Origin of the sequence: Beijerinckia sp. L45, assembly GCF_009765775.1 — a bacterium.
Lineage (GTDB): Bacteria > Pseudomonadota > Alphaproteobacteria > Rhizobiales > Beijerinckiaceae > RH-AL1.
Genome location: NZ_LMUU01000215.1, coordinates 24781 through 45928, shown reverse-complemented (window position 1 = coordinate 45928; position 21148 = coordinate 24781). Strand labels below are relative to the sequence as shown.

Annotated in this window: 21 protein-coding genes; 15 read left to right on the top strand and 6 right to left on the bottom strand. The window is 61.3% G+C overall.

Annotation, left to right across the window (positions count from 1 at the left end; translation table 11 throughout):
• Nucleotides 1-98: 98 nt before the first annotated feature.
• Nucleotides 99-1106: an ABC transporter substrate-binding protein gene (locus GSQ79_RS22270; RefSeq protein WP_158810967.1), complete on the bottom strand. Its 1008-nt coding sequence runs from the start codon at nt 1104-1106 to the stop codon at nt 99-101.
• A gap of 264 nt (nt 1107-1370) precedes the next feature.
• Between GSQ79_RS22270 and GSQ79_RS22265 the strand changes: the two genes are divergently transcribed.
• From GSQ79_RS22265 to GSQ79_RS22250, 4 genes are all read left to right on the top strand, one after another.
• Nucleotides 1371-2051: a GntR family transcriptional regulator gene (locus GSQ79_RS22265; RefSeq protein WP_158810966.1), complete on the top strand. Its 681-nt coding sequence runs from the start codon at nt 1371-1373 to the stop codon at nt 2049-2051.
• Between the two features lie 172 nt (nt 2052-2223).
• A complete protein-coding gene (locus tag GSQ79_RS22260) occupies nt 2224-2901 on the top strand; it encodes a GntR family transcriptional regulator (RefSeq protein ID WP_158810965.1) in 678 nt (225 codons plus the stop codon).
• 483 nt (nt 2902-3384) lie between these two features.
• The gene (locus GSQ79_RS22255; RefSeq protein WP_158810964.1) at nt 3385-3903 is read left to right on the top strand and encodes a DUF4142 domain-containing protein; all 519 of its coding nucleotides are present in this window, start codon (nt 3385-3387) and stop codon (nt 3901-3903) included.
• Between the two features lie 34 nt (nt 3904-3937).
• Nucleotides 3938-4192 carry a hypothetical protein gene (locus GSQ79_RS22250; protein ID WP_158810963.1) on the top strand — a complete coding sequence of 85 codons (255 nt, stop codon included), beginning with the start codon at nt 3938-3940 and terminating at the stop codon, nt 4190-4192.
• Nucleotides 4193-4204: 12 nt separating this feature from the next.
• Here GSQ79_RS22250 and GSQ79_RS22245 read toward each other — a convergent pair whose 3' ends face one another.
• Nucleotides 4205-4846 carry a MarR family winged helix-turn-helix transcriptional regulator gene (locus tag GSQ79_RS22245; protein WP_158810962.1) on the bottom strand — a complete coding sequence of 214 codons (642 nt, stop codon included), beginning with the start codon at nt 4844-4846 and terminating at the stop codon, nt 4205-4207.
• 119 nt (nt 4847-4965) lie between these two features.
• Between GSQ79_RS22245 and GSQ79_RS22240 the strand changes: the two genes are divergently transcribed.
• The 7 genes from GSQ79_RS22240 to GSQ79_RS22210 all read left to right on the top strand — a co-directional run bounded on the left by GSQ79_RS22240 (nt 4966) and on the right by GSQ79_RS22210 (nt 12582).
• On the top strand, nt 4966-6489 hold the full coding sequence (locus GSQ79_RS22240; protein WP_158810961.1) for an MDR family MFS transporter: 1524 nt from the start codon (nt 4966-4968) through the stop codon (nt 6487-6489).
• Nucleotides 6490-7536: 1047 nt separating this feature from the next.
• Complete coding sequence (locus GSQ79_RS22235) at nt 7537-8268, top strand: DUF2064 domain-containing protein (protein ID WP_246725504.1); 732 nt, start codon at nt 7537-7539, stop codon at nt 8266-8268.
• Entirely contained in the window at nt 8265-9611 is a 1347-nt protein-coding gene (locus GSQ79_RS22230) for a glycosyltransferase family 87 protein (protein ID WP_158810959.1), read from the top strand. The genes GSQ79_RS22235 and GSQ79_RS22230 overlap by 4 nt, the downstream gene beginning before the upstream one ends.
• A complete protein-coding gene (locus tag GSQ79_RS22225) occupies nt 9577-10647 on the top strand; it encodes a radical SAM/SPASM domain-containing protein (RefSeq protein WP_158810958.1) in 1071 nt (356 codons plus the stop codon). Before GSQ79_RS22230 ends, GSQ79_RS22225 begins: the two co-directional genes overlap by 35 nt.
• On the top strand, nt 10647-11366 hold the full coding sequence (locus GSQ79_RS22220; protein ID WP_246725503.1) for a glycosyltransferase family 2 protein: 720 nt from the start codon (nt 10647-10649) through the stop codon (nt 11364-11366). The genes GSQ79_RS22225 and GSQ79_RS22220 overlap by 1 nt, the downstream gene beginning before the upstream one ends.
• On the top strand, nt 11363-12214 hold the full coding sequence (locus GSQ79_RS22215) for a nucleoside phosphorylase (RefSeq protein WP_246725502.1): 852 nt from the start codon (nt 11363-11365) through the stop codon (nt 12212-12214). The genes GSQ79_RS22220 and GSQ79_RS22215 overlap by 4 nt, the downstream gene beginning before the upstream one ends.
• The gene (locus GSQ79_RS22210; RefSeq protein WP_210253180.1) at nt 12211-12582 is read left to right on the top strand and encodes an SMR family transporter; all 372 of its coding nucleotides are present in this window, start codon (nt 12211-12213) and stop codon (nt 12580-12582) included. The genes GSQ79_RS22215 and GSQ79_RS22210 overlap by 4 nt, the downstream gene beginning before the upstream one ends.
• Nucleotides 12583-12774: 192 nt before the next feature.
• Here the strand turns inward: GSQ79_RS22210 and GSQ79_RS22205 are convergent, their stop codons facing one another.
• On the bottom strand, nt 12775-13218 hold the full coding sequence (locus GSQ79_RS22205) for a hypothetical protein (RefSeq protein ID WP_158810957.1): 444 nt from the start codon (nt 13216-13218) through the stop codon (nt 12775-12777).
• Between the two features lie 240 nt (nt 13219-13458).
• On the opposite strand from GSQ79_RS22205, the gene GSQ79_RS22200 reads away from it, so the two are divergent.
• The 4 genes from GSQ79_RS22200 to GSQ79_RS22185 all read left to right on the top strand — a co-directional run bounded on the left by GSQ79_RS22200 (nt 13459) and on the right by GSQ79_RS22185 (nt 16855).
• Nucleotides 13459-14127: a cytochrome b/b6 domain-containing protein gene (locus GSQ79_RS22200; protein WP_158810956.1), complete on the top strand. Its 669-nt coding sequence runs from the start codon at nt 13459-13461 to the stop codon at nt 14125-14127.
• The gene (locus GSQ79_RS22195) at nt 14124-14900 is read left to right on the top strand and encodes a molybdopterin-dependent oxidoreductase (RefSeq protein ID WP_246725501.1); all 777 of its coding nucleotides are present in this window, start codon (nt 14124-14126) and stop codon (nt 14898-14900) included. The genes GSQ79_RS22200 and GSQ79_RS22195 overlap by 4 nt, the downstream gene beginning before the upstream one ends.
• Nucleotides 14901-15775: 875 nt before the next feature.
• Nucleotides 15776-16228, top strand: a complete 453-nt coding sequence (locus tag GSQ79_RS22190) for a hypothetical protein (protein WP_158810955.1) — start codon at nt 15776-15778, stop codon at nt 16226-16228.
• A 261-nt stretch (nt 16229-16489) separates the two neighbouring features.
• Complete coding sequence (locus GSQ79_RS22185; protein WP_158810954.1) at nt 16490-16855, top strand: response regulator transcription factor; 366 nt, start codon at nt 16490-16492, stop codon at nt 16853-16855.
• Between the two features lie 38 nt (nt 16856-16893).
• Here the strand turns inward: GSQ79_RS22185 and GSQ79_RS22180 are convergent, their stop codons facing one another.
• The 3 genes from GSQ79_RS22180 to GSQ79_RS22170 all read right to left on the bottom strand — a co-directional run.
• A complete protein-coding gene (locus tag GSQ79_RS22180; protein WP_158810953.1) occupies nt 16894-18357 on the bottom strand; it encodes an efflux transporter outer membrane subunit in 1464 nt (487 codons plus the stop codon).
• A complete protein-coding gene (locus tag GSQ79_RS22175; RefSeq protein WP_158810952.1) occupies nt 18354-19556 on the bottom strand; it encodes an efflux RND transporter periplasmic adaptor subunit in 1203 nt (400 codons plus the stop codon). Before GSQ79_RS22175 ends, GSQ79_RS22180 begins: the two co-directional genes overlap by 4 nt.
• A gap of 13 nt (nt 19557-19569) precedes the next feature.
• Nucleotides 19570-21148 (bottom strand): efflux RND transporter permease subunit (locus tag GSQ79_RS22170; RefSeq protein WP_158811056.1); only part of this gene is annotated, 1579 nt, incomplete at its 5' end.

Here is a 21148-nt window from a genome sequence, read left to right as displayed (position 1 = left end):
CAAATGAATCCAAGTGCGCATCTACCTCTTGGGATCGGGACGAGCACGTCTTACGACACCCATGTCGGCGCCGGAGACTCATTGCGAACAGCGGCCCGTCAACTGGCGAAGAATTGCCCGGTGTAGATGTCGGCAGGCTTCATGCCGACGCGCATACCGAAATATTTCTCCTGGATCGCGATCGTTTGGATCAGATCCTTTTCCGCCACCCAGCCGTAAAGCTTGCCGGCACTGTCATCGGTGTGGAGGTAGCGCGGCAGCGCCGCCATTTCGATGGCAAGAATCTTCGGATCCGTCTCCGGGTTTGCTTCATGAACCGCAGCGACGCCGGCAGCCGGGTCGTTCGCAACGTCGGCCGCGCCCTTGATGGTCGCGAGAAGGAACCGCTTGATCATGTCGGGCTTCTTCTCGGCCGTATCCTTTGAAGCAAAAACGCCGGTGCCAAGCGTGTTGATTCCATAGTCCGAAAACATCATCGGCGGATTGATCGGCTTGATCGCGTTGACCTTCGTGCCGTCGGGCGTTGCCCATGCGGCGATGAAGTCGACATCGCCGTTGACCAGGGACGTCAGCGACGCCGCGTGGTTGATCGAGACCTTCTTGATCTTCGACATGTCGAGCTTGTTCACTTCCGCGAAGGCATCGAACAGACGCTGCGCCTGATCGCCCGGCACAGCGCCATAGCTTTTGCCTTCGAGATCCTTCGGTTTCAGCAGGCCGGATCCCTTGAGCGAAATCACCGACTCCGGTGCACGCTGCATGATCCCGGCAACGCCGATGACCGGCACGCCCTTCGAGGTGGCAAGGGCAAGGGCGGAAAGGCTGGCCAATCCGAGTGTGTGATTTCCGGCAGCGAGCAGTTGCAATGTCGAGCCGCTGCCCTGTCCGTTGAGAAGCTCGACGTCGAGTCCACGATCCTTGTAGTAGCCACGAGCCTTCGCAACGAATAGGGCCGAATGATACGCGCCGGGAAGCCAATCCAGCCGAATGCTGACTTTTTCAAGATCCGCAGCGAATGCGCTCGTCCGTCCCAGAAGCGGCAGGGTCACTGCAGCCCCTAGCAGGCCGCGCCGCGACATACCGAGTGAATGATCTATGCGGGTCATGTTCTTACCCCTGCTTGCATCAGCGGATCCGTCCCGCCGAACACGTCGGCCCGTGCGCCGTATTCAGTTGGTATGCAAGCTGTAGACCAGGCCGGAAAATGCTCGGCGACTCCCTTGATGCACGACAGCCGCACCTCGATCCCGAACGCCTCTCTAGACGGCTGAAATCGGTATATTTATAGGATACGCTTGGCGTTTCGCCCGGATGGGTTGAGGCCTGCGTGGTCGGGATTTTGTTGCGATGCCACGCCTTGGAGCATGAATGTGAGTGTCGATTACCCGGATACAAAAGCCGGGAAGCAAGGCAGCCTGAGCAATCAGGCGTACGAGAGCCTGCTCCTCCTGCTTCTTGCGGGCGATCTCGCGCCCGGTACTGTCCTCCAAGAACGCCGCCTTGCAGAAAATCTAGGCATTTCCCGAACGCCCGTGCGGGAAGCTCTGGCGAAACTCGAAGCCCAAGGCCTTGTCACGTCGCGCGACACCCGATCGCCGATTGTCTGCAAAATCGCCGTGCAGGATTTTATCGAGATCCTCAAAGTGAGAAAGCTGCTGGAAGTCGAAGCCGCCGGGATCGCCGCAGAGCGCGGCATCGATCAGAAGGCAGCCAAACAGGCGCGAGACGCCATTGCGACGCTCGTAAGCGCGGCGCAACCATCTCCCTCAGATCACTGGGCTGTTGACGACCTCGTGCACGGCATGATCTCGGAAGCGGCGCAAAACAGGTTTATGGCGACTACGCTCCTCGACTTGAGGCGCCGGACCCACATCTTCGACACCCGCCAGATTCCCGAGCGTCTGGCGCCGGGCGCTGCCGAGCACCTTGCGATCGTAGATGCGGTTACGGCCGGCGATGCCGCTGGCGCCCGTCGATGCATGGCGGAGCATCTGGACAATGTGCGAGCGTCCATCGTCGACCGCATTGTCGCGATAAAGCAATCCGTTTGACACGATGAGCGTCGCTGTCGTGCTGGATCATGAAAACGTTCGATTGAACGAAACCGCGAGCCTGCGGCATACTTCGGGTATGGCCCAAGGATATGCTGCAGAACTAGGCGCCGCTGGCGTTTGTGAGAATAAGGCCTGACCGGATGGCGAATAAAGACAGAAGGCACGCCCGATGAGCATCGCCGCGAAAGACACACGCGGGTTCAAGCTGTCCGCTATCGCTGCGGTTGCTCCAAGCATGGCCGATCGCGCCTACAATTATGTCGTGGAACGTCTGTCCGACGGCACGCTGCGTGGTGGCGACGCCATTCAGGAGAGCCGGCTCGCTGAAAGCCTGAATCTGTCGCGAACCCCGATCCGCGATGCCTTGGGCCGTTTGGAGGGCGAGGGACTGCTCGTACGCGCAGGACGGGCTCTTACTGTGCGGACGGTGACGATCCGGGAATTTCTCGACATGCTGCAGGTGCGGCGTCTGCTCGAGCCGGAGGCCGCGTGGCTCGCCTGCGGTAAGATTAAATCAAGCGTCCTCGAAACCTTTAGGGATCGCGTAACGCAGGCGCCCGAATTACCGCACAGCATCAATGCTTGGGCTCTCGATGAAGATATTCATCTTGCGGTGGTCGACGCTCTCCACAACGACTATCTTGCCGATCTGGTCCGCAATCTCCGGCGCCGCACGCGCCTATTCGAATTGACCGAGTTTCCCGGAAAGAGCCAATCCGCAAAGACAGAACACTTACGCCTGATCGACGCCCTGCTCGGTAATGATCCGGAAGGGGCGAAACGCGCCATGTTCGAACATCTTGATGGTCTTAGAACCAACGTTATCGAACATTTAAGAGATCTCTGAGGCTATGCTGCAAGGCGCTCGACGGGCAGGCCAAGCAATTAAATCGAGGATTGAGATCGCCGCACGGGATGGTCACGGCCCGGCGAGTGCCTGTCCTATGCTTCACGATTTCGGTTGAACAGCAGTTGGACGCGATTACGCCTGATGGCCTGTCTATGGCTGAAAGCGGTCGGACTGCTTTAGAGCGCCGATGCGTGGGAGCGGTCGTTCTTAGTGGGCCGTCCGTGGAGCAGTCATGCCGCCTCGGACTGTCCTACTTCATCGCACCACTTGAACGACCACATCGCCGTGGGGGATGTCCAAGGGCATGGGCGCCGACGCGATCGACGAGGAACGCGCCCTACTGTTCTCACTTACCGGGTGGCGCTGCCCGCCTCACATGGCGCAGTCGCCTGGACCGATGCTACTCTCTCCGTCGCATGATCCGCGAGGTTCGCCGCGTGCTATCATTGAGCCAACTCTCATCGCACAAGGATCCAATCGATGCGACTCACCATCTCAACCGCGATCGCCGTCTTCTGCCTGCTTGCCAACGTCGCCTATGCCAGCGCCGGCTGGAGCGATGCGCAAACGATCGGCTACCTCGTTTCTTCAGACGACGGGCAGATCGAAATGAGCAAAATTATCCAAGCCAAATCGCAGAATGCGGACGTCAAAGATTTCGCAACCCACATGATCAAGATGCACGTCGATCGAACGGCAGAACTGCTCGCGATCGCCAAGAAGAGTGGCGTTCGGGCCGCCGGCAGCGACGACAGCAGCAAACTCGAAGCGACCCTAAAAAACGACATCGCAGCTCTCAACGCGGCCAAGGTCGCGGACATCGACAAAGAATTCCTCGGTCAGGAAGTGGATCACCATCGTAGCGTGATTCAGCAACTCACCGCGGTTCTTCAGCCGGCGGCAGAGGGTGCGGAACTCAAGAAGGTGCTCGGCGACATGCGCGCGCGGGTGCCCGCGAACTTGACGAAAGCGCAGCAGCTCTTGGCTAAAGTCAACTGAACTCAGGAAAGAAAGCGCCAGGCCGGCTTCAAAGGTGCGTACGCTGGATCATACTGTTCCCTGCACGCCCCTGCCCAAGCGGATCAAGCCGCGCCTGGCGACGCCCTCCGGCAAGCCGCCCGGGATCGACAGCTGGGTCCGTGAGATCAAGTGGGAGGATTCCTGCTTCTCGGCCGATGTCGTCTACTGCATCGTGACGATCCGCATCCGCAGCGGTCACGACGCGGCATCTCGGCTCGTCGACAGCTTTGAGCACCGGCGAGCGCGTATCACCCTCTCATTGATCTAATCAGAGGCCGCGTCATTCTCCCGCGCCTGTTTCCGTGTCGTCCATCATCTGTTTGACGGCATCCGCCAATTTGCCCATTCCCGCTTCGTCGACGGCCCAATCCGCGAACCGTTCCAGCAAGGTGGCGAACGTCACCAGTTCTTGCTCGTCCCACCGCGCAAGTGACCCTGCGAAAATCCGCCATTTGGTCTGGCGCACCGCTGACACGAAACGCTCGCCTTTGGCGGTGAGCTTAAGGCAAATGCGTCGGGCATCGAGTTGCGACGCAACGCGGAAGGCGTAGCCACGCTCAATGATATCGGCGGAAAGGCGGCTGGCACGGGACGGGTCGATGCCGAGGCGTTCGGCGACGACACCGACCGTCACCTCGTCCTCCGACGTATTACCGACTGACGGATTCTGCACGATAGCGCTGATCGCATCGAGATGACTCACCTCGAGCGACGGATCTATGCGGGCCACGATCAAGCGCCCGTACTCCCGCCGCTGGATCGAGCGGCGCACCCTGCCCATCACCGCATCTATGGTGGCGACAGCATCGGCTGCGGCTTCGGACAGGCCGCTCTCACGCGCCAAAACCGCGAGGTCCTGATCGCTATGGCAAAGGGTAGGAAACTTGGCGGGCTTGGCCGGCCCGCTGTCACTAATGGTCATGTAAAAGCGCGTTAGCAAAAATACATGTGAATGTCAATCATATGTCGATCTCACATATTTGTATTTGACATATACATGTCGGCAGCACATAATTATTTCCTTATCGGCGAAGGAAATCCATGCCCCTAGAAGCCACCATTCCTCTTGCTACCCCTGCCGAGGCCGGGCCCGACAAGACAACCTTGATCATCTATTTCGGTGCGCTGATTGCCATGTTCATGGCCACCATCGACATGCAGATCGTCGTCACAGCGTTGCCCACCATCGCTGGGGAACTCGGCAACCTTCATTTGTTCGGCTGGGTCGGCGCCGCCTACTTGCTCTCGACCGCTGCCGTCTCGCCGTTCTACGGCAAGCTTGGCGACATGTACGGCCGCAAGAACGTGGTATTGGCGGCGATCGGTCTGTTCCTGTTAGGCTCGTTGGTCTGCGGCACCGCATGGTCGATGGAAAGTCTGATCGCCGCGCGCGTCTTGCAGGGTATCGGCGGCGGCGGCCTGATGGTCTCGGCCTTCGCTATGATAGGCGAACTCTTCGGGCCGCGCGATCGCGCCAGATATCAAGGATACAGTTCGGCGGTCTTCGCACTATCGTCGGTCCTCGGGCCCTTGGCAGGAGGCTATATTACCAGCCTTTTCGGCTGGCGCTGGGTCTTCCTGGTGAACCTGCCAGTCGGAATCGTCGTCCTCGCACTACTGGCGTTCGTCATGCGCGGTCAATCCAGCGCTAGAACGCATAGTATTGATTATCTGGGCGGTTCTCTTCTGGCTGTCGGTACGACTGCTATCGTTTACTGGGGCTACCACGTGCTGGACCCAGCAGGCCCGGACCCGCTCACCTTCGTGCTGCCGGCGGTTGCGTTGGCAGCCATCACCTTGTTCATCGTGGTCGAGCAGCGGGCTGAGGAGCCTGTCGTGCCCCTGCGGCTGTTCAAGAGTTCAACAGTCCCTATCGTCTCAGGTGTATCGCTAATCTCCGGCTCGACCACACTGGGAATGTTCTTTTATTTCGCGCTGTACATGCAGACGTTGACCGGGTTGAGCCCGGCCGCGGTTGGATTCCTGTTCTTGCCGGCTTCCGTAACCTCGATGATCGTCTCGATCTTGGCAGGCCGGGTGATCTCCGCGACGGGTCGCTACAAATGGATGCCGGTAGCGGCGATGGGTATCGGCGGATTGCTGATGCTAGGTTTTCTCCTTGTCGATTTGCACACGCCGAGTTGGGTGTTGGCGGCAATGATGGGCTTGTTCGGTATCAGCATGGGCCTGCAGTTCCAGGTGCTGATCGTGGCGATCCAGGCCGCAGCCCCTCTGCAGGACATCGGCGCGGTGACCTCGCTGGTCACCCAGGCAAGAACCATCGGGGCATCGTTGGGGATGGCGTTGAACGGCGCCGTGATGACCTGGGCGTTGAACCGACAGACAGCCGAGCTTCCCGCCAGTGCTGCCGCGCTGTTGCCGGAAGGACTGACCGGACTGAACCCGCGTCTCGCAGCGAGCCTGCCGGCCACGCTCCGTGAAGCGGTGCTCGGCCACTATTCGTCCGGGTTTAACACGATGTTCGTGTGGGTTGCGGCACTCTACTTCGTCGCCATGGCGCTGACGCTTCTGCTTGAGGATGTCCAGATACCGAAGCGAAGCTAAGCTGGGCATCCGCTGGATCGGAGGGCCATCGTTGTGGGCCGCAAGTAGGTCGATGAGACTGGGCCGAAAACTTCCGCGCAGTGAAGTGGAGTGCGTTTGGCCGGAAGTAGCGTGATCAGCAAAACAGCCGCCTGATCGTCTTGCTCCCAATGACAGATTTCGGCAAGAAAAACGCTGAAACTGCCGGACAGCTTCGCGCCAACTGCCGACGTTCGCCACCCATTCACGCCGCAGGCAGCCGTCCGTCACGAGGAGATCGACAAGCCAATCGGTCAACAGGTTGGCTTTCGACGTTTGCGAGCAACTTCCATCGTCAGAAACCGAGAGATTGAGCCATGCTTCCCACCTCAACTCTAGGAGACCCACAGATGGCTTTGTTGGGCCCCGCCGACCGTTACATGGCGTTGATGACGACCCCAGCGGAAGACATGGTTCAGTAGCCTGGACACCGAAACCGATATCGATTTCCTTTGCTCAAATTCGATCCGAAGCGTGGCACCGCGACTGAGTCCCTGTCGCGGTGCCGGCACGAACTGTCCGGCATTTTCATTCTTTGGAGCAAGACAGGTCAGGATTGCTTTGGAGTCGAGAAGCATGCCAGCGTTCGCTAACCGCCTCCGCAACGTATAAAAGCCTGCACAGGGCAGAAGCACCGCGCTCACCTGTGAAAGCGATCGTTGGCATCGGCCATCATGCGTCAGGGCGGCATCGCATGATCACGCTTACGCAGCCTCGAGCCAGCGCAACGCACGGGCGCATTGATGAAGGTTTGGTGCGTTCCAGCCCTGTGGGCTCGCCAGTTGCATCGTACCCGAACGTCTCGGCGCAACAATTAATTTGGTCTTCGTGTAACTGAAAGCGATTCCACATCGTAATCCTTTGAGAGAACGATTAACCTCGAGGAGGCTGGATTGCGAGAAGGTCTTTATCGAGGAAGCGATGTCGAAGTCCTGCTCTTCTGCAAATGTCGGCTTGCCAATGCTTAGGCCGCAGGGCGAGGATGGGATAGCGCCGCTTCATGGATTGGCGTTCTGTGGCATCGCGGTCATGGCCAAGGCGTCGAAGCCCGGTCGTACTAAGACGCGCCTGTCGCCACCGCTTACGGGCGACGAGGCTGCGCTGTTCAACACGGCGTTTCTCCGCGACATCGCCGCCAACCTGCTGAACGCTGGCCGCGGCGGCTCGATCGCTGGATACATGGCGTATGGCCCTCCCGGTGAGCACGCTTTCTTTGATTTCCTTCCCGCTGGCATCAAAATCTTTGAAGCCTGGCATCCGAATTTCGGCGAATGCCTGTCGGCTACGATCGTCGAGCTCCTGGGCCGCGGGCATGGTGCGGCCTGCGTGCTCAACGCCGACAGCCCCACCCTCCCGCAGGCCTTCCTCCTCGAAGCCGCGCGCGTTCTCGCGGCGCCAGGAGACCGAGCCGTGCTCGGTCCCTCGAACGACGGCGGCTATTACCTTCTCGGCTTGAAGCGGCATCACGCACGCCTTTTCGAGGACATCGCCTGGAGCACGGAGCGCGTCGCCGCGCAGACCTTGGAACGGGCCACCGAGATCGGACTGGCCGTCCACGTGCTGCCGACATGGTACGACGTCGACGATGCAGAAGCGCTCGCGATCCTGCGCGGCGAATTGTTCGACGGCCATGCGTTCGGAATCGGCGATGCGCGGCCTGCGGAAGCACGACACACCCGATCCCTGATCGAGCGCCTGGACCGCGACGCTCGCCTTGCCTTCCGTCTTGGCGACGTTTCTCTGGAACGGTCGAGCGGATGACGCGCTGGTCGCTTGGATGTCTGGCGCTGCTTGCGACTGCGCTGTTCAGCGTCCACGCCGTGCTCGCCAGTTCGCTCTATGCGGAAGAACACATGCCGATCTTCCTCGGCACGTCCGTCGAAGTGGCGATCTATGCCATGGCGGTCTTCGTTTCATTGCGCGATCGCGGCCAGGACGCCGACGCATCGCGACGCGCGCTGATCTTCATCCTCGGCGTGGCCGCGGTCCTGCGGCTGATGCTGCTGTTCGCGGACCCCGTCTCGACCGACATCAACCGCTATGTGTGGGATGGTCGCGTGCAGGCCGCGGGCATCAATCCCTACGAATACATTCCAGCCGATCCGCATCTGGCGTTCCTGCGCGACGACGAGATCTATCCCGAGATCAACCGCGCCGAATACGCGCCGACGATCTATCCGCCGCTCGCCCAGATCGTTTTCTTCCTCGTGACTCGCGTCAGCGAAAGTCTGACAGCGATGAAGGCCGCGATGGTCGGCTTCGAGATGGTGGCCATCTGGGCGATCCTAGGCCTGCTGCGGAGCCGCAGGATCCCGGCGACGCGCGTGTTGCTCTACGCTTGGCATCCGTTGCCGATCTGGGAGTTTTCCGGAAGCGGCCATGTCGATGCGATCGCGGTCGCCTGCGTCATGCTTTCGCTCCTCGCCGCGGATCGGAGGCACCCGATCCTCGCCGGCATCGCGCTCGGCGGAGCCGCGCTCGTCAAATTCTTCCCCGTCGTCGTCGGTCCGGCGCTTTACCGGCGCTGGGATTGGCGCCTTCCGCTTGCCGGCGCCGCGACGATCGCGCTGCTCTATCTTCCCTACATCAGCGCCGGGAAAAAGATTTTCGGATTCCTCGGCGGCTACTCCGACGAGGAGGGTCTGCGCGACGGCTCCGGCCTCTATCTCTGGGTGCTGCTTCGGCACGTTGTCGAGATCCCGCAGTGGGCGTTCGCGCTCTACATGCCGGTCGCGGCCCTGGCTCTCGGTGCGGTTGGACTGATCGTGCTGTTGGCCCGCAAGACCAGTGGGATAAGCGACGGCGCCGACATCGCCGGTGCGTTCCTCATCGTTGGCACCTACACCGTTCTGACCTCGCCGCACTTCGCCTGGTATTTCGCTTGGCTGATCCCGTTCCTCTGCTTCGTCCCGTCCTGGCCCGTCCTCTACCTTACCGGGTCGAGCACACTGCTCTACGTGGCCGGCTGGCCGCCGAGCTTCGCCGGCGCATCGATCTTCTACGGCCCGTTCTTCGTCTTTCTGGCAATCGATCTCGCCCTCCGCGCTCTGACTTTCAAGGATAAGCGTCATGGACATCCTGTCGCCGCCCCGACCATCGGTTGATCCCAAACGATACTTCGAAAGCGTCGCGCCGGAGCGCGCGAAGCGCATGGAACGCGAGCCGGTCTGTCTCTACCTGGAGACGACGAACCGCTGCAATCTGCTTTGTACGACGTGCCCACGCACCTATGTCGAGCTGGAGCCGCCGGCCGATATCAGCTGGGAGCTATTCACGTCCATTGTCGATCAGATCCCGACGCTGCAGCGCGCCGTGCTGCACGGCGTCGGCGAGCCAATGCTCGTCAAGAATCTGCCGCAGATGGTGCGCTATCTCAAGGATCGCGGCGTCTATGTGCTTTTCAACACCAACGGCACGCTGCTGACGGAGCGCAACGGCCGCGCGATGATCGACGCGGGGCTCGACGAGCTGCGCGTTTCGCTCGACGCCTCGAACCCGTCGTCCTATCTCGCCGTGCGCGGCAAGAACTACTTCCACCGCATCCTGCACAACGTGAAAGCGTTCCGCGCTATGCAGGAGCGCGAGGGGCACACGCTGCCGCGCGTCTCCGCCTGGCTGACGGGCCTGAAGGAGACGATCGGCGAGCTTCCGGAGTTCGTCCGCGTCGCCGCGGAGATCGGCGTGAAGGAGGTCTACCTTCAGCGCCTGGTCTTCTTCGAGGATGACGCCATCGGTCTCGCCCGGCCGGACCAGGCGCTCTACGAGCGGATGAATTCAGAAGAGTCCGTCTTCATCGCCGAAGCCGCCGCGTTGGCGGAGTCGCTCGGCATCAGCTTCAGCGCGTCCGGGGCGGCCTCGGAGCCGGGCATGAGCCTCAAGCGCCACGACGACGGGTCGCCTTGGTCGATGTGCCGACGACCGTGGTCGGTAATGTACTTCACGGCGAACGGTCGCGCGCTGCCCTGCTGCATCGCGCCCTTCTCGCAGCGCGGCTACGACAACTATACGCTGGGTGACGCCACCCAGCAGAGCTTGCGCGATATCTGGAACGGCGCGGCCTACACGGACTTCCGCGAAGCGCTGCTCTCCGACAAGCCGCCGACGGCCTGCGCGAGTTGCGGCTTGCGCTGGAGCCTCTGATGCGTCGCCCTATCGTCCTGGCGATCCCGACGCTCAACGAGGAGGCGTCCATAGGGCCTTTGCTCGGGGCTGTTCCGCGCGACGTCGTCGATCAGATCATCGTGGCGGACGGCGGTAGCACGGACGCGACGATCGCCCTCGCCAGGGCGGCTGGCGCGACCGTCATCGAAGCCGGGCGTGGCTATGGCCGCGCCTGTCTCAAGGCAAGCGAAGCCGCACCCGGCGACGCGATCATGGTATTCATGGATGGCGACGGTGCCGATGATCCGGCGATGATCGCTGCCCTCGTCGCGCCGATCCAGGCAGGCGCGCAGGATTTCGTCATCGGATCGCGCGTGACCGGGACCCGCGAACCCGGCAGCATGGGCTGGCATCAAGTCAGTGCCGGAATTGCAGCGGGCCTTGCGATGCGGGCGCTCTATGCGGTTCGCTACACCGACATGTGCGCTTTCCGTGCGATCGGTCGCGACATGCTTTTCGGACTGGCCATGCAGGAGATGACCTACGGCTGGAATTTGGAGATGCAGATGAAGGTGGCGCGCAACAGACTGCGCGTCCTCGAGATCCCGGTCCCCAACCGCTGCCGGACCGGTGGCAAATCCAAGGTCGCCGGCTCCGTTCGCGGCACGTTGCGCGCGGGATCGCGCATCGTTGCGACATTCGTCAGGGTGGCGCGCGAACGCGAGACCGCCTTGTCACCTCAGGAGGCAAAGTCATGACCTTGGACCTTCCGGTCAAATCGCGCGACGGGATAATGAACGCGCCTCTCTTGGAGCGTCACGACCATGACGAGGTCTCGGTATTTCGCCCGGAGAACATGCTGCGTGAGGCGCGGCGTCAGAAGGGTCTGCGCGGAGGGGCTGTCCCGCCCGTGTGCATCCTCGATCCGGATGGCGATATCGTCGAACACGTCAGGCTCATCTGCGGAGCGACGTTGTCCCTCGATTGGGCCTGCTACCACACGGAACTTTGGGAATGGGATGCAGGCGGCATCCGATGTGGGGTCGTTGGCTACGCCGTCGGCGCGGCCTTCGCCGTCCTGGTGGGGGAACAACTGTTCGCGTCCGGCTGCGAGCTGCTGCTGAGCGTCGCTTCCGCCGGACAGATCAAGGATCTGGGGTCGCCGCCCTACCACATCCTGATCGACCGCGCGTTGCGGGACGAGGGTACGAGCTACCACTACCTCCCGCCTGCCGCTTGGATCGGCGCTGACGCCGATCTCATCGCCTTGGCACAAGCCGCGTTCGCGACGTCGCCGCACGTGATCCATCGCGGGGCGACCTGGACGACGGATGCCCCGTTCCGCGAGACGGAGACCGCGATTGCGGCACGGCAGAAGGCGGGAATCGTTGCCGTCGAGATGGAGGCGGCAGCGCTCTACGCCTTTGCCAAGGCTTGCGATCGTCCGGTGCTATGCTTGGCTCATGTCACCAACCAGCTCGGGCGCGTCGAGGGGGACTTCGAGAAGGGCGCCGAGAACGGCGCGCTGGATTCGCTGGACCTAGTGAACCGGTTCGCCAGGGCCTGGCAGGATCGCGTGCAGAGTGCTGCTTTGGCTACTCCGTGAGCCCCCGGTTCGGAATCCTTGGACTCATCCTTCTTAGTGTCGGCCTGAACGCGGCCGCCCAGCTGTTCCTGCGGGTTGCGATGCGTGGTGGCTTGCCGACCGGCCTCTCGCCCTTAGCGATGGTCCTCGACGTCGGGACACGTCCCGGCGTCATCGGCGGCCTGGGCTGCTACGGCCTCAGCCTCTTGCTGTGGATCTATGTCTTGAGCAAAGCCGATGCTTCTTTTGCATACCCGTTCCTTGGGCTCGGTTTTGCCGTGGTGACGGTCGCAGGTTGCACATTGCTGGGTGAGCCGGTGTCGATGCCTAAGATCCTTGGGATACTCATCATAGCCGCCGGCGTAGTGGTCTTGGCCGGCGGTGGCTGATTGGTCATTTGCTTTTGCGGCCGCCCAAGAAGGCAGCATGGCGATGGCAAGTCATAAGGCTGTTACACCTCTCTGCCGGTCGCGCGACATGCGGATGAGAGCCGGTCGCGCGAAGAGTGTTTCGCCGGCCGATTTTTTGAGAAGAGAGCGATTTCTGATCGCCTTGGTGATTCCACCAATGCGGAAAGCGCTCTAATGCGCGGGCTTCGCGAGTTTCATTTCGATCATCGCGCTCGCGTCAAGCGGCTTGCCAGAGGCGCCATCGCAGTCCGGAAGCTTGCCGAGCTCGTCTGGACTGATGCCTTTGGCCTGGATCGCGTAGCCGGTCAGGGCCAACGTATCCGCGGGCACGCAGACGAGATGGGTGCCGAAGCCGAAATGGCCCCCGTAAGTCATAACAAACGTTGGGCCGTCTCCGGTCTGTACGACCTTTGTGACGTGACCGAGAAGATCCTGGCTCTCGACAGGGGCGATCACATCTCTGCCGATCAGATCGCCGACGCGCACGGGTTGCCGGACCTTCCTATCGTCGTCATCATCTTCGTCGCCGGCGTCCGCACCGTCAGGCTTGTCGGTCTGCGTTCCACTGCCCGCTGTCGCCGCGTCGAACCCGGCCGACGCGGCAAGAAAAATCATGGCGCCTGTAACCTGAGGGCCTATCGCGAGCGAAACAACTAGGAGCGCGGGAGACAGGCACTTCAGCGCTTCGCGTAGCGGACTTCTCATCGCGGCGTCTTGCAGATGGGCTATCATGATGTCCTGCATCCTAGTTAGGCCGAGAACGGGTAATGCCGTTTCGGGGCACCGCCATAACCCTCATTCGCGCTGATCGGCTCCAGCGTTACAGGTTTCGACAAACAAGGTGGAGACAGAGCAATGAGTGATGCAGCCATTGTGGATGGCGATTCCATAAGACTGTCGCGATCCAGGCTTCGAAGACTGCACCCCTTGCCGGTGCGCCTGATGCACTGGACCAACGCCGTCGTCATGATCGTCATGATCACGTCCGGCTGGGGAATCTACGACGATTCCGTCATCATCAAGGGGCTTCACTTCAGTGGCACCTACCGCCTCGGCGGTTGGGCGCCCGAGAGCCTGCAGTGGCATTTCGCCGGCATGTGGCTTCTCATGCTCAACGGCCTTGCCTATCTCGTCTACGGCTTCGCCGTCGGACGCTTCCGCGAGCGCCTTCTCCCGATCCGAATAAGCGATATCCTCCACACGATCCGCGACACGCTTCGGTTAAAGTTCGCCCATGACGATATCACGATCTACAACGGCGTGCAGAAGGTTCTCTACATCGTCGCCATCCTTGCCGGCGTGGTACAGGTCGTGACCGGCTTCGCGATCTGGAAGCCCGTTCAGCTGTCTTGGCTCGTCTCGCTGTTCGGTGGTTTCCAAGGCGCACGCATCACCCACTTCGCCGGCATGGCGATCCTCGTCGGTTTCCTTATCGTGCATGTCGCGCTCGCGCTGATCGTGCCGAGGACAATCTGGGCGATGCTGACAGGCGGGCCCCGGCTTCCGAAGGAGCAGAAACCATGATGAAGTCCCTTTTCCGACCTCGCACCGTGCCAGGCAAGCAGGTCCTGGATGATCATCACGCGCTGGTGGCTTCGATCGAACGGCGTGGTTTGTTGCGCGGCGGTCTATCGCTCGGCGCCCTGACGATGCTGACGGGTTGTGACGTCGGTCGTCCGGAAGCCGTAGAATCGGCGCTACAGTCGATCTCTTCGTTCAACGACGGCGTGCAGGCGTTCCTGTTCGATCCCAACAAACTGGCGCCGACCTATCCTGAATCGATGGTCCTCAAACCACCGACCTTCAACGCCTATTATGACGTCGCCGACGTCAAGCCGATCGATGGCGCGTCATGGCGCTTGGAACTCGCGGGATTGATCGCGGACAAAAAACCTTGGAGCGGCGCCCAGATTGCGACGCTGCCTGAGACGGACATGATCATCCGCCATGTCTGCGTGGAAGGTTGGGATTACATCGGCCAATGGTCGGGGGTGAGGCTTCGCACGTTTCTCGAACGCGTCGGGGCAGATCTGAAGGCGCGGTACGTCGTCTTCCAGACCGCCGACAATTATCCCAGCATCATCGACATGGCGACCGCGTTGCATCCTCAGACCCTACTTGCGACCAAATACGCGAAGGAGATCCTGCCCGATCTCTACGGGTATCCGCTGCGCCTGCGGATGGCGACGAAGCTGGGATACAAGAACCCGAAATGGATCACGGCGATCGAAGTCACCAACAGCTACAAGCCCGGTTACTGGGAGCAGAAGGGATTCAACTTTTTCGGCGGAATCTAACGACCCCATTTGCGTCGTTCAGGGAGCCTAGTAGCAAGCACGCCTACGTCGACACTCCCCCAGAAATCCGTGTGTGCGTCGACCAATTCGCAGACAAATGCGGCTTCAGACTACCTTTCAGGCGGAGCGGTCAACCTTCGGGCCGGATACTTTGTGGAGCTTGCGGATGCGGTGGCCGACACCGGTCGGCACTGTCCATAGCGGCCGTACAGCATCATTTGTGTACCTTCGGGAGCGATCTATCGGCGACTGGTTCGATCTTCGCCGTGTGAAGTGATTAGCGGCCATCCAGGCAACTCGCTCGGCTCTTTCTGTCAACTTGAAGGAAGATGGCTCTGCCGCTGACGACGAGCCTTTTGCATAATCGCTACAGCGGCGGCAAGTTATGAAGCGGCTAAGCCAATGCAAACACGACCGGCAAAGCATATACGGTTCGCAATGCCAGGGGGCTGACTTTAAAGAAATCTTTAGTTGCTAGGACGGCTGCTTTTTGCGAGCGTCACTTGTGATTATAGTAAAGGTGTTCCGATGATTAAGCTCCAAGTCGCGTGCGTGATTGTCGGTGTTTGCATCTCTTATCAGGCTGCCTGGGCCGGGACACCGGATTACCTTAATGCAGGCGCTGCTTACGAACGGACGTATCCTCGTGCGCATCGCGAGCCGGGCGTCGCCGCGAACGGACGCTGCGATGGGGTATCCTACGGAACCGGCGCTCGCCGATGCGGCACCGCCACGGGCGGACCCGTCGGCGGCCGCAATTGATGTCTTCCAACACGATACCGGTCATCGCGACCGCTAAATCACTGTGGTCCTGAGCGGATAACGTCAAAAGCTAAGATAAGCTTTGAAGTGTCGACGGGTCGACAGCTGGATGGGTGATCATCGAGGCCGATCTCGTCGAAAACCGGGCGGTTCAGGCCATGTGGCCGGACATGCTGGCTTTGCTTGGCTTGACCTACCGAAGGAAAGGACGAGAGCGAAGACTACGCGATGCGTTTCCATGCAGCGTCGAATTTTACGTAAAGCTGCCTCCCGGCGAATCTGAAGACACCGAGATCCTGGCTCCGCGACAGCCCGACCTGCAGTGTGAGGTCCGTGCCGAAAGGTTCCTGATTTCGGATGCTTCTGCAGCCGCTACCATGCTGGATGACGCTCGCCCGTTGGCGCTGCAACGCTGCTTCGCCGCCTACTTGGCGGCGATGCTTTTACCGCAAACTGTCGGCCTGATACGCGAACTCGCATCGGTTAAGCCGAGCTTCAACAGGTCGCGCGTGATCAAGGGCCGGAGCCCGGTGCCCGTCCATACGGTTATAAGGTTGGGTACTTAGTCTGGGCCTTCGCGCAGGAATCCTACATCGTCTCGATCCTGCAGACGGAAGGCGAAGTTCTGCAAGCAGCTGCCCTGGACCAGCCCACAATCTGATCTTGGACCGTCTCATCGGCAAGAGCGACAGCATCGCGATCGTCAGGCGTCTAAGACGCGATGGGAACCCTCCGCCCGTCGTCGTCATATCCTCGCTCATCTCGGTCGACGACCGGATCGCTGGACTGAACGCTGGCGGCGGCGACTACCTGGTAAGCCGTTCGCGGTGGGTGAGCTGATCGCGCGCGTGGAATCGCTGCAGCGGCGCACGACCGATATACGGGTCATGTTGCTCACCGTCGGCAACCTCACGATGGACGTGGTCGAGCGCACGGTGCTTCGCGGCGGCCGAGCGGTGGCCCTCGCGCCACGCGAGTTCACCCTCCTCGAGTACATGATGCGGGGCCCCGACCAAGTCATCACACGCGCGATGATCCTTGAGGATGCTTGGGACTTCAAGGGTTCGGTCGCTACGAACATCGTAGATGTCCACGTAGGGACCTTGCGGCGTAAGGTCGATACCGAAGGGGAGATGTCCCTGATTAGGAACGTGCGCGGCGTTGGCTTCGCTTTGCGGCCCGATCGTTCTTGATGGCGCACGCCATTGTCATTTTCCGGTCGCCGCGCCGGTCAGTGACCCAATTGCTTGATCAGATCGACAGTCGACACCGGTGTTTCTGCAAGCTGCACCGGCACTGTCCAGCCACCGCCAAGGGCGAGAATCAGGGCAACACTGGTTTGCGACCGGCGGGTGGCGAGCAACAGGCCGGTCCTCTCCGCGTCAAGCGCCGTCGTCTGTGCGGTGACGACGTCGAGGTAGGTGGTCGCGCCGTCGCGATAGAGCGTCAATGACAGATCCAGCACCTTCTTCGCCGCTGCCTCGGCGTCGGCCGTATGCTTGGCTTCGAGCGTAAGCAAGCGATCAAGAGCAAGCGCATCCTCGACCTCCTGGACTGCCTGCAGCACGCGCCCGCGATACTGTGCGACGGCGCCGTCGCGGAACGCCGTGGCGAGTTCGAGCTGCGCCGTCCGCTTCCCACCGTCGAAGATGGGCAGGTTCACGGAGGGCCCGATCGAGAACAACTCATTCTTCAGATCAAGAAGGTGGAAGCCTGTATCCTGTGTGCCGCCGGACAGATTGAGGAAGAAGCGCGGATAGAACGCGGCCTTGGCGACGCCGATCTGCTCGTTCGCGGCGGCGACTGCCCGCTCCGCCGCAGAGATATCGGGGCGGCGCTCCAGCAGCGTCGAGGGCACTGCCGTAGGTCGGCGCGGCGATGCGATCGCAGCCACGGAGACCGGCAGGGTGAACGATGATGCCGGCTTACCCACCAACGTGGCGATCGCATGCTCCAAGAGAGCACGACGCGCAGCAGTGTCGTCGATCAAAGCCTGGGCCGTCGCAAGCTGGGACTGAGCGCGCGCAACGTCTATCGGGGAGGCGATCTTCCCGGCAAGCCGGTTCTGCGTCAGCGTCAGGGCATCCCCGTAGGCTTTGGCGGTATCCCGCAGCAGCCGCGCTTCCCGATCGAGGCCGCGAAGGTTGAGATAATCGCGGGCAAGTTCGGCATGGAGGCTCAACCTCACGCTTTCAAGGACCGCCGCCTCGGCTTGAGCCTGGTCGGCGTTGGCCTTGATCGTATCGCGGACGCGGCCCCAGAGATCGACTTCGTAGCTTGCCTGCACGTCGAGCGTGTTGGCGCCATAATGCGTCGGTTGATCGGCCGAACGCAGCGGCCGGTGATCGGACTGGCGGTTGGTGGTGACGGTGGTGTCCTGCTCCAGCGAAGGATACAGGCCGGCCTGTGCCTGTTCGACGTTGGTGCGGGCCTGCTGATAATTGGCGAGCGCATTCGCGAGGTTCTGATTGGCCTCCTCGATCTGCGGCTCGAGCGCATTAAGGGTAGGGTCCTTGAACGCCGTCCACCACGCACCGCGCGGAAGGTCGTCAGAGGGATGCGCAACACGCCAGCCGGCATCCTCCTTGAACTTAGCGGGAAGATCGACCTTCGGCGGTGCATAGTTCGGGGCGAGATCGCAAGCCGACAGGACGAGCGCCGAGATCAAGACGCCGGCCCATGAGACGGACTTCATTCCGCGGCACCTCGAGAGGCCTGATCACCAATCGACTTGCTGGCATTCTTGCCGTCGACTGTCGCGACCTGTACGACGTCACCCGAGGCAAGGGAATCCGATGGGCTTGTAACGATCCTGTCGGCGAGGCTCAGACCACCCGCGATTTCGACGGTCGTTCCCGTATCCAACGTGATCTCGATCGGTTTCATCGTGACTTTGTCATCATCACCAACCACAGCGACCTCGGGCGCCGCATTGCGGAAGATGACGGCGCCCGAGGGCACCACGAGCTTCTTGGCATCGAGCGGCAGATCGAAACGTGCCTGTGCATAAGCACCAGGCGACAGCAACTTGTCCTTGTTGTCGAGGTCGAGCTCGACGAGCAACGCGCGGGACTCCTGCGAGATGGCATCGGCGGTGGTCGTCAGCACCGCCTTGAATGTCCGGCCTGGATACTGCGGCATGGTCAGCGTCACCACCATGCCTTTCTTGAGGCTCGCGGTGTAGACCTGCGGCACGCGGACGTACACGCGCATCTTCTCCACCGAAGCGACGTCGAACAGCCCAGGCTGGCTGGCATTGCTCGAGGACACCAGTGCGCCGACGTCGATTCGACGCGCCGTAACGACACCGTCGAAGGGCGCGGCGATATCCTTGAAGCTCTGCAGCGCCTTTAGGCGGTCGACATTGGCCTGCGCCGCATCGACCTGCGCTTTTTTTGCCAGTGCGTCGCCTGTCTTCTCGTCTGCGGTCTGCTGTGAGACGGCCTGAGACACGCGGAGCTCCTTCCAGCGCGCGGCCGTCAACTGCGCAAGGTTGAGATCGGCCTGTGCTTTGGCGAGTTCGCCGCGCGCCTGCTCGGTTTGCTGGTCAAGATCCGGCGTATCGATGCGGGCCAACACATCGCCGGCTTGCACCTTGGCGCCGATGTCATAGTACCACATCTTCACGTAGCCGCTGACCCGGGCGTGGATCGGTGCGGTGTAGAAGGCTTCGACATCGGCAGGTAAAGTCAGGTGTTGGACGTCGGTCGGATGCCTCGGTGTCACGAGATCGACGCTGGGAACCGCCTGCTGATGCGTCCATTGCGCGAGCTTCGCCTCGCTATGATCGCGATCAACGATGCCGTAGGCGGCAACGCCCCCGAGAACCATCGCGGCAAGGAGGAGGCGTATCCAGACTTTCCTGGATCGCTTCTGACCTTCGATCGGCGACATGACTCAATCCTTGTTATGGGTGCGATGCCGCCGCTTCGGCGCTGTTAGCGGGGGCATGCGGACCCGTCGCGTCGGACGTTTTCTGCACACGCGAATGGACCATCATGAAGACGACGGGTACGAATAGAAGCGTCGCGATTGTCGAGCACATCAGGCCGCCGATGACCGCACGGCCGAGCGGCGCGTTCTGTTCGGCGCTCAGCGCCATCGGAGCCATGCCGATGATCATCGCGAGCGCCGTCATGAGAACCGGCCGGAAACGGGTGAAGCCTGCATCGATTGCTGCGGTCAGCGCATCCGCGCCCTCGGCGAGGCGCTCGCGGGCGAAGCTAATGACGAGGATGCTGTTGGCGGTTGCGACACCCATACACATGATGGCGCCGGTGAGGGCGGGCACCGACAGCGTCGTATGCGTAACGAACAGCATCCAGACTATCCCCGCCATGGCCGCCGGCAACGCGCTGACAATGACGAACGGATCGAGCCAGGACTGGAAGTTCACGACGACCAGCAGGTAGATGAGGACGACGGCCAGTGCCAAGCCGGCGTAAAGCTGGTTATAGGCGGCGGTCATGGTGGTGATCTGCCCCCGCAACACCACAGTCGACCCGATCGGCACCTCCTTGGCTGTGTCGTCGAGGACCTTCTGGATGTCGCCGGCCACAGCACCGAGGTCGCGATCATGCGTGGTGCCGTAGATATCGATGACGGGCTGCACATTGTAGTGCGAGACGACAGCAGCCGTGGTGGTGCGGCTGGTCGTCGAGAACCCACCGAGTGGCTTCGGTCCGGTCTTCCCGGAGACCTGGACGTTGCCGAGCTTGCCGAGCGAGTCGATCCAATATTGCGGCGCCTGCACGACGATAGGATAGGATACGCCATTCTTCGGGTTGAGCCAGAAGGTCGGCGACGTCTGGATGCTGCCCGCGAGCGTGACCTGCAAGCTCGTCGCGACGTCGCGTTCGGTCAATCCCATGTCGCTCGCCATCGAGCGATCGACATCGACGTTAAGCGTCGGCGCGTTGAAGACCTGCTGGATCCGCGGATCGGCCACGCCGGAGACGAGGCTGATTCGCTTGAAGATCTTCTCGGCATAGGCCCGATTCTCTTCCGCCTTGTTGCCGATCACCTGTACGTCGATCGGCGCAGGAAGCCCGAAGTTCAGGATCTGGCTGACGATATCGGCGGGAAGGAACGAGAACGCAATTCCCGGAAACTGACGTTGCAGCCGCTCCCGAAGCGTGTTGACGAAGCCGTCCGTCCGGCTCGCATACTCCGGCTTCAAAGATATCAATACGTCTGTATCGTCGACGCCGATCGTCCCTGAATTGCCGTAGGCCACGTTGATGCCACTGATCGGTAGGCCGATGTTGTCGACCACGGTATCGATAGACCCAGGCGGAAGCACCGCGCGTACGGCATCCTCGATGTGATCGACGAGGCTGGCGGTCTCTTCAATACGCGTGCCCGTCTGAGCGCGGACATGGAGCTTGATCTGCGGCGACTCAGTGCTCGGGAAGAAGTTCTGGCCTAGGAATGGCGCCAAGCCGAACGAGACGAATACCGTGACCAGGAATCCGATCACGAAGATA